Annotated in this window: 12 protein-coding genes; 2 read left to right on the top strand and 10 right to left on the bottom strand. The window is 60.8% G+C overall.

Annotated features, from left to right (window positions below; all coding sequences use genetic code 11):
• Window position 1 precedes the first annotated feature (1 nt).
• Window positions 2–517 (top strand): NADH-quinone oxidoreductase subunit B family protein, encoded by a 516-nt coding sequence (locus QMG80_RS02430; protein WP_085771373.1) that lies wholly within the window; start codon window positions 2–4, stop codon window positions 515–517.
• 507 nt (window positions 518–1,024) lie between these two features.
• On the opposite strand, the gene ykgO is transcribed toward QMG80_RS02430, so the two are convergent.
• Together ykgO and queC are read right to left on the bottom strand one after the other, a co-directional pair.
• Window positions 1,025–1,150: a type B 50S ribosomal protein L36 gene (ykgO, locus tag QMG80_RS02425; RefSeq protein ID WP_085771372.1), complete on the bottom strand. Its 126-nt coding sequence runs from the start codon at window positions 1,148–1,150 to the stop codon at window positions 1,025–1,027.
• 108 nt (window positions 1,151–1,258) lie between these two features.
• The gene (gene queC, locus QMG80_RS02420) at window positions 1,259–1,981 is read right to left on the bottom strand and encodes a 7-cyano-7-deazaguanine synthase QueC (RefSeq protein WP_085771371.1); all 723 of its coding nucleotides are present in this window, start codon (window positions 1,979–1,981) and stop codon (window positions 1,259–1,261) included.
• 304 nt (window positions 1,982–2,285) lie between these two features.
• Between queC and QMG80_RS02415 the strand changes: the two genes are divergently transcribed.
• Window positions 2,286–2,780 (top strand): cupin domain-containing protein, encoded by a 495-nt coding sequence (locus tag QMG80_RS02415; protein WP_085771370.1) that lies wholly within the window; start codon window positions 2,286–2,288, stop codon window positions 2,778–2,780.
• A 32-nt stretch (window positions 2,781–2,812) separates the two neighbouring features.
• On the opposite strand, the gene QMG80_RS02410 is transcribed toward QMG80_RS02415, so the two are convergent.
• The 8 genes from QMG80_RS02410 to QMG80_RS02375 all read right to left on the bottom strand — a co-directional run bounded on the left by QMG80_RS02410 (window position 2,813) and on the right by QMG80_RS02375 (window position 12,598).
• Window positions 2,813–4,213: a sensor histidine kinase gene (locus tag QMG80_RS02410; protein WP_085771369.1), complete on the bottom strand. Its 1,401-nt coding sequence runs from the start codon at window positions 4,211–4,213 to the stop codon at window positions 2,813–2,815.
• Window positions 4,200–4,898 carry a response regulator transcription factor gene (locus QMG80_RS02405; protein WP_085771368.1) on the bottom strand — a complete coding sequence of 233 codons (699 nt, stop codon included), beginning with the start codon at window positions 4,896–4,898 and terminating at the stop codon, window positions 4,200–4,202. Before QMG80_RS02405 ends, QMG80_RS02410 begins: the two co-directional genes overlap by 14 nt.
• Before the next feature lie 595 nt (window positions 4,899–5,493).
• Window positions 5,494–6,045 carry a PRC-barrel domain-containing protein gene (locus QMG80_RS02400; protein ID WP_085771366.1) on the bottom strand — a complete coding sequence of 184 codons (552 nt, stop codon included), beginning with the start codon at window positions 6,043–6,045 and terminating at the stop codon, window positions 5,494–5,496.
• Window positions 6,046–6,273: 228 nt separating this feature from the next.
• A complete protein-coding gene (locus tag QMG80_RS02395) occupies window positions 6,274–7,827 on the bottom strand; it encodes a sensor histidine kinase (RefSeq protein ID WP_085773621.1) in 1,554 nt (517 codons plus the stop codon).
• Between the two features lie 213 nt (window positions 7,828–8,040).
• Window positions 8,041–8,865, bottom strand: coding sequence for a serine O-acetyltransferase (cysE, locus tag QMG80_RS02390; RefSeq protein ID WP_085771365.1), 825 nt, complete (start codon window positions 8,863–8,865; stop codon window positions 8,041–8,043).
• Between the two features lie 142 nt (window positions 8,866–9,007).
• Window positions 9,008–9,775, bottom strand: coding sequence for an alpha/beta fold hydrolase (locus QMG80_RS02385; protein ID WP_085771364.1), 768 nt, complete (start codon window positions 9,773–9,775; stop codon window positions 9,008–9,010).
• A gap of 170 nt (window positions 9,776–9,945) precedes the next feature.
• Complete coding sequence (locus QMG80_RS02380; RefSeq protein ID WP_085771363.1) at window positions 9,946–10,917, bottom strand: tyrosine recombinase XerC; 972 nt, start codon at window positions 10,915–10,917, stop codon at window positions 9,946–9,948.
• 199 nt (window positions 10,918–11,116) lie between these two features.
• Window positions 11,117–12,598, bottom strand: coding sequence for an MFS transporter (locus QMG80_RS02375; RefSeq protein WP_085771362.1), 1,482 nt, complete (start codon window positions 12,596–12,598; stop codon window positions 11,117–11,119).
• Window positions 12,599–12,732: the final 134 nt, after the last annotated feature.

Below are 12,732 nucleotides of genomic sequence, written 5' to 3'. Positions count from 1 at the left end.
GATGAAAAAACTGCTGTTGCAAGGCCTGCTGAGAAACGCGCTCACGGAGCCCGCGCCCACTCTGGACAACGACATCGTCGCCAAGCTCGGGGAAACCCTCGCCGCCACGACCCGGCGGAGGCTGGGCCGCAGCTTATCGATCCGTGAGGTCGACGCGGGTTCCTGCAACGGCTGCGAGCTGGAGATTCACGCGCTCAGCAACGCTTACTATGACCTGGAGAGATTTGGTCTGCGCTTTGTCGCGTCGCCGCGCCACGCCGACGTGCTGATGGTGACGGGACCCGTCACCAAGAACATGCGGGAAGCACTGCTTCGAACCTATGACGCGACGCCGGACCCCAAATGGGTGGTCGGCGTCGGGGACTGCGCCTTCAACGGCGGCGTATTTTCGGGAAGCTACGCCTGCGTCGGAGCGGTCTCCGAAGTTATTCCCGTCGACATGCACATTCGGGGCTGCCCGCCAGACCCCGTCGCGCTCCTTCAGGGACTCATCGCCCTCGTCGACGCCCAAGCTTAGCGCGTTTCCCGCTCGAACGGAATCCTTCGAGCGATAAGGAACCGCGCCAAATCAAAAGCTTGGAGCACGTCCTGACCGGAAAACCGCTTCGCACTTTTCCGTGACATGCTCTGAGCGGTGGACGGCCAGGGCAGCCTCAATGAAAAGCACGAGCCCCCACCAGGCCCCAGCAGGGGTCTGACGTTGTAGCCGGCGGCGGCGAGAAGGGCGTTGGCTGCGCCGCGAGCGCTGTGGGCAAGGAAGTTGCGGCCCGTTCTGATCTCGGATTTCAGGTGGTCGATAGCCGGCTCGACCGCCGAACGAGTTACAGGCGCCCTTTGCGCTGGCAGATCTTGTCGATGGCGCTGGTGTCAGCCATCTCGGCGCGTCGAACGTTTCCCGCAGTCTGAACAGACACCGGAACGCTCCAAATCACGCTGCGTTCGGGCGGGGTCGCCTGAACGCGGCGTGATCGATTCTAAAAGTTTAGAGCGCGAGTTGTGCGAAAAGCAGCTTTCGCGTCGCGCTCTAGCCCTGGCGCGCCTTGAAGGTCTTTTGAACCTTGTTGATGATGTAGACGCGGCCCTTGCGACGCACGATCTGGTTCGCCCGATGGCGATTGCGCAGGGACTTCAGGGAGTTGCGGACCTTCATGGTTCTTTCCTCGGCAAACAGACATTCTCGCCGGGAAAGCCGCCCAGCGCGTCGTTGTGGGAGCCTATGCCCTAAATCGAAGCGCCGATCAAGCCGTGGCCGGCGCCGTCATCGGCCCGCCCGATAGCGTTCCCAGCCGGCCGCGCGCAACGTGCAGGCGGGGCACTCGCCGCAGCCATAGCCCCAGTCGAAGCGCCGGCTACGATCGCCGAGGTAGCAGCTATGGCTCTCCTCGACGACGAGCGCGACGAGCGCCTCGCCGCCGAGTTCTTCCGCGAGCCGCCAGGTGGCGGCCTTGTCGATGTGCATCAAGGGCGTGAGAATCTCCATCGGCCGGTCGAGGCCGAGCGAAAGCGCCTGCTCCGTCGCCTTGATCGTGGCCTCGCGGCAGTCCGGATAGCCCGAATAATCGGTCTCGCACATGCCGCCGACGAGCGTTCCAATATGACGCCGATAGCCGAGCGCCGCGGCGAAGGTGAGAAAGAGGATGTTGCGGCCCGGCACGAAGGTGTTGGGCAGGCCATCCGCCGAGAAGACGATTTCCGCGTCCCGCGTCAGCGCCGTGTCGGAAATCTCGTTCAGCGTCGGGATCGCGAGGCTGTGGTCTTCGCCCAGGCGGGCCCGCCATTCGGGAAAGAGATCCGATAAGCCTGCCCTGATCCGCGACCGTTGGGTCAGCTCGACAGCATGGCGCTGGCCATAGTCGAAGCCGATCGTCTCGACGCGTTCGAAGCGCGAAAGCGCCAGCGCGAGACAGACGGTCGAGTCCTGTCCGCCGGAAAAGAGGACGAGGGCGCCGCTGCTGGGAGCAGGCGTGCTGGGCTCGGACATGGTGATTGCTTCCCTGTGCGCGGCGCGAAGAGCAGAGGATCAGCCCGTTGCGGCGGGTCCTTTGTTCGCTGAAGCGAGCGCCGCAAACGGCGCCAGACATCTGCGATCACAATCCCGTCCAGCCCGGCGCATCTCGGAGTTTCCGGCGCCCTCATGCGTTACCGTGACATGATATGAATTGTAAAATTGCGCGTCAAAGGCCAATCGCCGCCGCGGCCGAATCCAGCGACAAATAATCCCTGTCACCGCAGATCCGCGATACGGTGTTACTGTAGTCAAAAGGCATCCTCCTGCGAGGCGCATTATGAAAAGTCAAAATGCACTGTCGCTGGCGGCGGAGATGGCGTCGCAGCGGATTGAGGTCGATCTCCGCCGTCGTTTGTTTGTTGGCGGATTTGCCGGGGCGTTGTGCCTGTTCTCAAAGTCCACGCTTGCCGACCAGATCTCATCGGCGAGCGCGACGAGCGTTTCGCCGGACGGCGTCATACGGGTTACGCTCCAAAGGCATGTGAACGAACAGACGGGAGAGGAGTTTAAGCTGTTGCTGAATACTTATCCTCCTGGCGTCGGTCTTCCTTCTCATCACCACCCTACGGTCGCGCATAACTACGTTCTCGAAGGCGTCGCCGAGTCCCAATACGCCGGAGAGGAGTTAAGGACTTTCAAGGCTGGCGATAGTTATCAAGACGAAGCTGGTCGTCCGCATCTGGTCTTCCGCAATCCAGATCGAGCCGCCCGGCTAAAATATCTAATCGCTTACACTGTCCGGAAGGGAGAACCTTTTCTGATTATTCCCTGACAAGTGTTGTGTCGCCAGTCGCGGGTCGAGGCTCAACCGCGCGGCTCTGACGCGCTCGGCGCATTCGCTACATCGGGTGTGGCGACGCAGCGCAGCCGGAAGACAGATCCCGGAGGTCCGTCTTCGACTTCAAGAGAGAAATTGTGAAGCCGGACGATCGCCGCCACGAGCGTGAGGCCGAGGCCATTGCCCGGGATTTGGCTGCTATGCGGGCCGCGGTAGAATCGCTTGAAGATTTTGGATTTCTCTCTGTCTGGGATGCCTGGCCCCGTGTCGGTGATCGAAATGACGGGCCCTGAGCGCGCCTGTGACAAAGAGATCTTCACGCTGCCGTGCTCCGGCGAAAATTTGACTGCATTGTCCAGTAGATTCGCGAGGGCCTCCAGCAATAGGTCCCGGTCGCCCCTAACTTTAGCCGTGGTCACGGCGATTTCCAGGGCGATTCCTTTTGCTTCCGCAACCGGTTCATAGAGATCAGCGACCTCGTGGATCAACTCCGAGAGATCCAGCAAGCAGAATGAGCCGCGCGCTTTGCCGGACTCCATTTGCGCGACGCGCAACAAGGCGGTCGTGAGGGCGAAAGTCTGTTCGAGGCTCTGAATGGCCCGAGTGACGAAAGCATATGCGGCCTCCGATTCCGGCATCAGCCGCTGGGCGTTTTCCAACGAGGCTTGCACCCGAGCCAAAGGTGTTCGAAGGTTGTGAGCCATGTTATTGCCGACATGATGCAGTTCATTGACGACCCGTTCGAGTTCCATCAATAGAGAGTTCACCTGCGTAGACAGAATATCCAATTCATCGCGACGGCCGCTTATGGGAAGGCGCTCGTCGAGGCGTCCTTTTTGAAACAGGCTCAATGTTCTCTGTGCTCGAGCGAGCCGTGAATTCATTTGCCGACTGAAGACCGCGCCGACGATGATCGCCATGCAAGCCATTGGCAGCACGCCAATTTGCAGCGCCTGAAGCACGGCTTCCTTCAGTTTTCCGAGATCGAGAATGCTCCGGCCAATCAAGAGAATTCGCGAGTCCGGCAGTCGCTGGGCGACAAACAGGTTCGGCTCCAGGGACTGATCGTTCTCGTCGAGGTCTCGAAGAGCAACTTGATGAGCCATCCCGTCAATAGGCAATGAGTCAGGGATCGCTTTGATGTTGCCCTCGATATACCTTCGCTCCCTGTCGAAGAGCGCCGAAAATGTTACTTGGCGCAAGTCGGCATAAATCTGTCTTTTGATGCTCCAATGAATCTGATCTTCTGGAGCGAGAGAGAGTGCGTGAGCCTGTTGCTCCAGGAGATTTTTTATCCGGGTAAATTCAAATGACGCCATCTGCCAATAGATAAACATAAAAATAGCGGCATATGACACTAAAAACAGCAGGACAAATATGATGGCCCTACGAAACATAAAAGATGTAAAAATCTCACGCGCCTGCATCAAATATAAATCCCGCGCCCCGCACGTTCCGTATGTAAGATGACTCCCTTTGAGAATCGATTTTTTTCCGGAGCTTGCTGATATGAACGTCAACGACGTTCGTCTGTGGCGAAAAGCGCAGTTTCCAGACCTGTTGTAGCAGCATGTGTCGGGTTATGAGTTGGCTTGGCCGTCGTATAAAATATTCCAAAAGCTCAAACTCTCGCGGTGTCAGGTCCACGTCCTCGTTATCAAGGAAAGCCTTTCTTTTTAACAGATCGAGAGAGAGTTTCCCCGCCTGCAGGAGTAGTTGTTGCGATGGCGACGGCCGGCGTAACAGGGCTTCGACACGCGCTCCCATTTCCGCGAAGCTGAATGGCTTTGTCAGATAGTCGTCGGCGCCCGCATTCAGTCCCTTGACTCGTTCGTCAACGTCATCGAGCGCGCTGATGATGAGAGCCGGAACAAGAATCTGATAGCGCTGTAGCCCCTGAATGATCGAAAGGCCATCCGCTTCCGACAACATGCGATCCAAAATGAGGAGATGATATTCGCCGGTCTGGGCTTTCGAGAGCCCTTGCGGGGCATCGAAGGCATAGGAGACCTCATAGCCACGGCGCGTCAGCTCCTGGCCGATCGCCTCGGCCAGCTCGCTATCGTCTTCCACGACCAGGATGCTCGTTTTGGCGTATTCCGCCGCGCCCAAATCAACTCTCCACGAGGGAACGTGGTAAAAAATACGCGTCTTCCGGCGCGGTTGAAACTAAATTTTCCTTTAAAGCGCAGGGGGCGACGAACACTTTGCGGGCATTGTTCTCCTCCCCTTTGGAGGGCCGCGAAGCCGCAAGCGAAAGGCTCCACCGCGGAGGCGGGGGGCGCGCGTTTTTCGAGCCGTGGCGAGGAAGCTCGGCTGCGCCGTCACGAGCGCCTCTGGAACAAGCGCGAATTATTCCATTCGCCGCAGGCGCTTCGCGATATGCTTGGCGTAATCCCTGACGCGCTCTCGCTTTCCGGCGATCCGGATGGACGCCTATATGGACGGGGAAAGAGTGGTCTTTGTCGAAGAGACCGGGCCGCCGCAGTCTCTAAAACTCATCGCGGGGGGAAATATCGACGCGTTGGCGCGGGAGGCTTTGGAGGATTGTATCAAACCGCTTGGCGGAGCCGATGCCCAGCCAGGGTCAAACTCTCAGGGATGGCGTCGCGGCGGCATGGAACGAGGAGCCCGCTGCCCTGACGCTTTGGGTCAAGCACATTTATACGACCCCAATTTCTAGCCGGCCCGAACTTGGCTGTAATTGTTAGGATTTGCTGGAATATTTGTATTCTGGCGCAGCTCTCAGCTTATCTGCATCGACATGCATGGTGGCGTGCCATTTATCGTCCTTGGCCTTGAAGCTGATTGCCGAAGGATGCACTACGACATAGTGATCGCCTGTCCCAAGAAATTCTCCAACACTTATTATATAGCCATTTAGACCGTTTGGATCTAAAGCTATATCCTTTATTTTGCCAATGTTCTCCCTCTCTTCATTGTAGACGTCCAAGCCAACGACATTCGAGCTTAATTCTTTATACGGAGGAATGAAAATGAACGGCTCGCTAGGAATGGGCTTTGGTCCTCGTATTACAGTGTCGCAGACAAAAACATCTGATATCCCCCCGTGCTTGGCGATTTGCTTGCCTGTGTGAACAGCTGCTAAGAAGCTAAGCTCGCTCGCAGTGCTGGCCACTGAAATAGTAAGGCCGCACGGATGAGGAGTATGCTCAGAAGCTTCGCCATACGTAATCAGAACGTATTTTTGTCCTGCGGGAATCTCGTCTTGTGATGAGATATATTTTACTTTTGACATTGAATAGCCTTTGCGTTTGGTTATTTAGCAGCCATTCGATTTGAGGCGGTCACAGCCATGCTGGCCACGCCCAGGCTGAACGCCGGCCGTAATACTTTCGAATATCTCGTGCCCTCATTATGAATTTCAAGCTGGGGCGCAGGCCTGTTCTCGGCTCGTGGCGCGCTTTGGCGCCATGCGTCGGTTCGAACCGCCAAACTGCCCGAGCCCTGCGCCCGCCGCAGCTCCCTAAGGGGACGTGGCGACGAAGCTTTGCCGCGCCATCGGCTTCGCGTCGGTTTCGATATGCGGCAGCGCGTCCATGACGCGCTGCGGCGGCAACGCCATGATCGCTTCCGTGCCCTCGCGCAGCTTGGAGCGCAGCAGGAACCTTCCGTTATGCAGCTCGATCAGCCCCTTCACGATCGGCAGCCCCAGCCCCGCGCCTTCTTCCGCATGCTTGTGCGCCAGCGAGCCGCGCCCGAATGAGGACAGGACGACCGCGATCTCATTTTCGGGAATGCCGGGGCCGTTGTCTTTCACCGACAAATATTGGCCGCCCGCGCTCGTCCAGCCGACCTTGATCGTGACGAGACCGCCGCGCGGCGTGAATTTGATCGCGTTGGCGAGCAGGTTGAGCACGATCTGGCGCATGGCCCGCTCGTCGGCCCAGATCCGCGGAAGATTGGGCTCGATGAGCTCCTCGAGCTCAAGGTCCCCCTTCTGCGCGCGCAGGGCGAGCAGGTGACGGCAGTCCTGCGCGATCGCGCCGAGCGAAAGGCTTTCCTCCTTCAGGTCGTAGCGGCCGGCCTCGATGCGGGAAATATCGAGAATCTCGTTGATGAGCGTCAGGAGATGCTGGCCGCTCGAATGGATGTCGTTAGCGTAATCCTTGTAGCTCGGGTTGGAATGCGCGCCGAAGATCTCGTTCTTGAGCACTTCGGAAAAGCCGAGGATCGCGTTCAGCGGCGTGCGCAGCTCATGGCTCATCGTGGCGAGAAAGCGGGATTTCGCGAGATTGGCCTCTTCCGCGCGTCGCCTCGCCTCATCGGATTTCGCCTTGGCCTGCTCCAGCTCGGCGATGAGCTCGCTTTTCTCGCAGCGATGAGAGACGCTCTCGAAGGAGAGTTGATGAAAGCGCCGCGCCAACAGGAGGAAGAAGAGCTGCGCCGCGCAAAGGAAAACGAGCGCCAGCGTCGCCGTCGAGTGGTCGCCGAGAGAGTGAAAGCCGATGATCCAGAACGTGGCGCAGATGATCGGGATGGACGCCGCATAGGCAGCGAGCGGCGCCGCCGCGGTGACGACGCAATTGAAGGCGGAGACGAGCAGCAACATCCCAATCGTGAAAATCTGCGCCTTGGGATCGTCGCAACTGCCGACAACCAGCGCCACGCCGCCCCAAATCGCCGAGTGGACGCACTCGGCCAGGGCAAGGCGCGCGGTCCATCGACCCGGATTGAGCTTCAAATCCTCGACTTCAGTGAAGCTCTTGGCCGCCCAACAGCAAATCAGGAGACTCGCGAAGGCCGCCGCCCCCCAAAGGATAGGCAGATTCGACCGCGCCCACCAAAAGCTGCAGAGCCCGACGAGGGCGATGAGCGTCGTCGCAGAAAGCGCGGAGTCGAGCCGCGCGGTCGCGTAAATGCGCAAAAGCTCGCGGTCGTGGCCGGCCTGAACGGCGTCGGAGGCCGCCGACCGCTCCCGCGCCCGTTGGATCCGCGCGCCGCTCTTGCGGCGCTCGGCGGCGCGCCGGGGGTCGGCGCCCCGACCCCTCTCGATCATTTCGGCGGTGATTTCGCTCATGCTGCACGCGAACGCAAAGGAGAACCCCGCGGGCGCGCGCTGCAACGGGCCGTCGCTCGGCGGAGGAGACGGACGGAAGCAAACGAAGCCGCGGCGCGAGACTCGATGTATTTGATGTTAATCTGGAAGTCTTAACGGGGAGCTTCCAGAACGTCGGGCTTTCTATTCAATCCCTTTCGCGCCACAGAATTCTCCATAGAGCTGTCTCGATCGCTATATGCCCGAATCGATCACGTCATGGACCTGATCCATCGCAAGCGACGGCTCGGCCTGCGTTACGTCGCCGACCACGCGCGCGGGCGATCCGGCGACGGTCTTATGCGGGGGCACGTCTTCGAGCACCACGGACCCCGCGGCGATGAGCGCGCCCGCGCCGATCTCGATATTGCCAAAGACCTGCGCCCCGGCCCCGATCAACACGCCGCGTCTGACCTTGGGATGCCGCTCTCCGCTCTTTTTGCCGCTGCCGCCCAGCGTCACCGCGTGAAGCATCGAGACTTCGTCCTCGATCACCGCGGTTGCCCCGATCACGACGCCCGTCGCGTGATCGAGGAAAAAGCCGCGTCCGATCCGGGCGGCGGGGTGGATGTCCGTCTGAAACTTCTGCGAGGAGAGCGACTGCAGGCTGAGCGCGAAGTCGCTGCGGCCGCCGAGCCAGGCGGCATGCGCGACGCGATGCGCCTGAATGGCGTGGAAGCCCTTGAAGTAGAGGACGGGCTCGAGGAGGCGCGTGCAGGCCGGGTCGCGTTCGAGCACGGCAAGGAGATCCGCGCGCAGAATGGCTTCCGCCTCGCCGTTTCGTTCGAAATATTGGGCAAAGGCGCGGCGAATCGACGCGCCGGAGACCTCAGGGCCGGCGAGGCGCTCCGAGACGCGATGCGCCACCGCCGTCTCGAGGCTGTCCTGAGCGAGGACCGTGTCGTTGAGAAGCGTCGCGAGCAAGGGCTCGATTTTGAGCGTGGCCTCCGCCTCCGCGCGCAGGCGTCGGAAAAGAGGGTCCGGAGACAGTTTCGCCGGTGCAGAATTCGCCAGGGCCATGCGCGACGCTCCTTTCGGCCCGACATAGCGCGTTCGAACGCTTAGGCGAGGCCGAAGCCGGCGTTTATCGGGCGGTCTTCATGCTCTTGCAATCGATCGCGATCTTTTGCGTTCCGGCGATGTCGGCTGAACGCAGCGCGATCTATGGTCTCGCCGCCAGAAATTCGAGCACGGCCTGTTTGAAGACTCGATCCCCTACGGCGCGGTTGTGATCGCGTCCGGGGATGTCGATGACATCGGCCTGCCTGAAGAGGTTTCCGAGCGGATGCGGATCGCCAGCCACATCATCGCGCGTGCCGGCGCAGATCAGCGTCGGCGCCTCGACCCGCGCCAGATCCTGCGGTCCGAAGCTCGGCTTGAGGCCTCGGGCGCAGGCCGCCAGCGCCTTCAGATCGCTTCTCGTCGATTCGGCAAAGCCTCGAAAAATCTTGAGGCTGTGATCATCGACATCCTGGATGTCCGCGGCCTCCATCGCCTCGGCCATGCCGGGCATGAGCGCCGTGGGAGCGAGGAGGTTGGCGCCGACGCCGCCCAAGATCAACGCGCGCACGCGCTCGGGATGCGAGAGCGCGAGCTGTGTCGCGACGCGGCCGCCCATGGAGTAGCCCATGATATCGGCCCGATCCATTCCGAGGTGCTCCATCAGCCGGAGCGTGTCGTCGGCCATGGCGCCAAAAGTGTAGGCTTCGGGATCGTAGAGCTTCTGCGAACGGCCGTGCCCGCGCAGGTCGAGCATCACGACGCGACGTCCATCCTCCGTGAGCGTCTTAGCCCATTGGTTGAACAGCCAGTTCACGGCATGCGTCGAGGCGAAACCGTGAACAAGCACGATCGGCTCGTTACGGTCCTGCTCCCGGGGTTCAAAAACCACATAGGCTATTGCGACGCCTTCGGAGAGAAACTCTTCCATCTCGATTCCTTGTTATTTCGCTGGAGATTTATCTCAAAAATTCGCAGTTGCAAGCATGCTCTCGGAAAAAATCGGGAGACGAGCGATATTTAAGCGCGGGCGCCGGGACGAAAGCGGTGCGGGCCGCGAGCAGGGGCGGCGCTGAAAAAACGCAAGCTCGCGACCCGCGCTCATTGCGCGCGCGGATGCGCCAGTCGATAGGCGTCGAGCAGGCGCGTCTTGTCTACCGCCGTATAGATCTGTGTCGTCGAGAGCGAGGCGTGGCCGAGCAGCTCCTGAATCGTGCGCAGATCGCCGCCGCGTCCCAGAAGATGCGTCGCGAAGGAATGACGCAACGCATGCGGCGTCGCGCCGGCCGGCAGGCCCAGCGCGCCGCGCATGCGTTCGACAGCGAGCTGGATGATGCGTGGGCTCAAGGGTCCGCCGCGCGCGCCGACGAAGAGCGGACCGCCGGAGAGCTCGTAGGGGCAGAGCGCCAGATAATTTTCAAGCAGGCGTCGCACCGGCTCGATCACCGGGACGACGCGCGTCTTGCCGCCCTTGCCGCGAACGGCGACGCGATCGGTCGCGCCAATCGGCGCTTCGGCGCGGGAGAGCGACAGCGCTTCGGAAATGCGCAACCCGGCTCCATAAAGCAGGCCCAGCACGGCGCAGTCGCGCGCGATGATCCAGGGCTCGCGCGTTTCGCCTGCACGAGTCCGCGGATCGATCAGCTCTTTGGCGTCATCGACGCCCAGCGCCTTTGGCAGATGATGCGGGCGTTTGGGCGGCCGCACGGCGGCGAACACGTCGGTGCGGCCGAGCCCCTTCTTTTCGAGATGGCGCATGAAGGAGCGCGTCGCCGCCAGCGCGCGCAAGAGCGAACGGCTTTCAAGTCCTTCGTTGCGTCGGCGCGCCAGGAAGGCGCGCAGGTCCGAGGGCTCGAGGTCTTTGAGAAGCGTCGCGTCGGCGGGGCGACCCCGATGCTCAGCGAGAAAAGCGAGGAAGCGCCGCAGATCGCGCCCATAGGCCTCGATCGTATGCGGGGAGAAGCGCTTCTCGAAGGCGAGCGTCTCGAGCCAGGCCGCCGCTTCCCCGCGAATTTCGTCGCTGGCCAGGAAGGCTTCCGCGGAAAGGAGCTTCTGCTGCTTCGAATCGGTCATGCCCCTATTCTTACGCAGAGACGTAAAGAAAGGCTCGCCGGATGCGCGCGCCCCAGCGCGAGCGCGCGGCCTGCTCGCGGCTAGAGCATGTCACGGAAAAGTGCGAAGCGGTTTTCCGGTCATGACATGCTCCACCTTTGATTTGGCGCGATTCCTTATCGCTCGAACGATTCCGTTCGAGCGGGAAACGCGCTAGGCGCTACTCGCCCCCAATCTCCTCCAGATTCACGCCCGTGGTGTGGATCTGAAAGGCCCATGTCACGACAGCGCCGATGAGCGAGGTCACGACGAGGCCGAGGAGCAGCGCGCGCTCTCCAATGTCCGCGAGAAGTATCGGAAAGAGAAAGGCTGTCGTCACGGCGCCGATCTTTGCGAAGGAGGCCGCGAAGCCCGCGCCCGTCCCACGCACGCTCGTCGGAAAGACCTCGCCCGCCAGGAGATAGGTCTGCGCGTTGGGGCCGAGATTGGTCATGAAGTTGAATGTCATGAAGCCGAGGAAGATCAGCGCGATCTCCGTTCCGCCGTGGAAGAAGGTCGAGCTGGCGGCAATGGCGAGGCCGACGGCGCAGCCGACGAACCCCCAGATCTGCAGCTTTATGCTCCCGAATTTGTTCACGAACAGGAACGCGCAGACGATGCCGACGATGAGCAGAACGTCGATCAGGCCCGAGCCCTTGGCAGCGAGCACGTCGTTGTTGATGAGGTCCGCAATGTTGCGCACGTGTTCCGTCTTATGCCCGATGGTGGCGGCAAGGATCGTCGGGGTGAAGATGCCGATGCCATAGGTGCCGAGATCCTGGAGAAACCAGGGAACCGAGGCCAAAATCGTCGCGCGGATATTTTTGCGCTCAAACAACGAGAGAAAATTGGCCCGGTTGGCCTCCCCGTTCGGTTCGGCCAATCGGACGGTCTTCGGATAGGCCGGCTCCCGCTGCAGGAGCAGGCTGATCTGCTCTTCCGCTTCCGAGTTCTCGCCTTTCAGCAGCAGCCAATGGGCGCTCTCGGTGATCCAGAAGCGTGCGACGGCGACGACCAGCGCAGGGACGATGGCGCTGGCGTACATCCAACGCCAGGCGCTGATTTCAGGCAGGTTGGTGAGGACGAGATAGCCGACGACAGTGCCGGTCAACGCGCCGAGAGCCTGGAAGCCGAAGGCCGACAACACCAGCTGTCCGCGCATTCGGCTGGGGATGCTCTCGGAAATGATCACATGCGCCGTGGGATAGTCGCAGCCCAGCGCGACGCCCAGCCCAAAGAGGAAGAAAGCGAGCCACAAATAGCTCGGGCTAAAGCAGACGAGGCAAAGGAACACCAAGAACAGGAACATCTCGACGATGAACATGCGCTTGCGACCGAAATGGTCGGAGAGGCCGCCAAGGCCGACCGCCCCGATCAAAATGCCGAACAGGCTCGCCGCGCCGATGACGCCGTGCTGGGCTTTGCCCATCTGAAATTCTTGTGCGATCAGCGGCATCGCGACGCCGGTCATGAAGACGATCAGCCCCTCGAAAAACTTGCCGGCCGCCGCGAGATACCAGATCCGCCATTGCATGCGGGTCATCGGCGTGCCGACGAGCGGCGTTCCGTCCCGCCAATGCGCCGCCTCGTCGATGTAGGACTGCACCGACCGTGCGGTCGTCTCCGTCTTGTGGTCAAATTCGCCAGAAACGACGTCGTCCATCTTCGACTCCCCTCGACACTCTCGGCGCAAAGGAAATTTTTCTTCACGCCAGACGCTCGTTAATCTCTATCGCGAGCGGTTTGCAAAAGGAGTTCAAACAGGGAAAAGTCTCACCTTGACGACGAAACGCCGCG

It is taken from the genome of Methylocystis bryophila (genome assembly GCF_027925445.1).
Classification (GTDB): domain Bacteria; phylum Pseudomonadota; class Alphaproteobacteria; order Rhizobiales; family Beijerinckiaceae; genus Methylocystis; species Methylocystis bryophila.
This window is presented reverse-complemented; position numbering and strand designations above follow the sequence as displayed.

Excerpts from the sequence above, each read along its gene's own strand:
- QMG80_RS02410 (WP_085771369.1), bottom strand. The coding sequence starts at position 4,213 with ATGCAGGCGCGTGAGATTTTTACATCTTTTATGTTTCGTAGGGCCATC.
- queC (WP_085771371.1), bottom strand. The coding sequence starts at position 1,981 with ATGTCCGAGCCCAGCACGCCTGCTCCCAGCAGCGGCGCCCTCGTCCTC.
- QMG80_RS02385 (WP_085771364.1), bottom strand. The coding sequence starts at position 9,775 with ATGGAAGAGTTTCTCTCCGAAGGCGTCGCAATAGCCTATGTGGTTTTT.
- QMG80_RS02375 (WP_085771362.1), bottom strand. The coding sequence starts at position 12,598 with ATGGACGACGTCGTTTCTGGCGAATTTGACCACAAGACGGAGACGACC.
- QMG80_RS02430 (WP_085771373.1), top strand. The coding sequence starts at position 2 with ATGAAAAAACTGCTGTTGCAAGGCCTGCTGAGAAACGCGCTCACGGAG.
- QMG80_RS02380 (WP_085771363.1), bottom strand. The coding sequence starts at position 10,917 with ATGACCGATTCGAAGCAGCAGAAGCTCCTTTCCGCGGAAGCCTTCCTG.
- QMG80_RS02395 (WP_085773621.1), bottom strand. The coding sequence starts at position 7,827 with ATGAGCGAAATCACCGCCGAAATGATCGAGAGGGGTCGGGGCGCCGAC.
- ykgO (WP_085771372.1), bottom strand. The coding sequence starts at position 1,150 with ATGAAGGTCCGCAACTCCCTGAAGTCCCTGCGCAATCGCCATCGGGCG.
- cysE (WP_085771365.1), bottom strand. The coding sequence starts at position 8,865 with ATGGCCCTGGCGAATTCTGCACCGGCGAAACTGTCTCCGGACCCTCTT.
- QMG80_RS02400 (WP_085771366.1), bottom strand. The coding sequence starts at position 6,045 with ATGTCAAAAGTAAAATATATCTCATCACAAGACGAGATTCCCGCAGGA.
- QMG80_RS02415 (WP_085771370.1), top strand. The coding sequence starts at position 2,286 with ATGAAAAGTCAAAATGCACTGTCGCTGGCGGCGGAGATGGCGTCGCAG.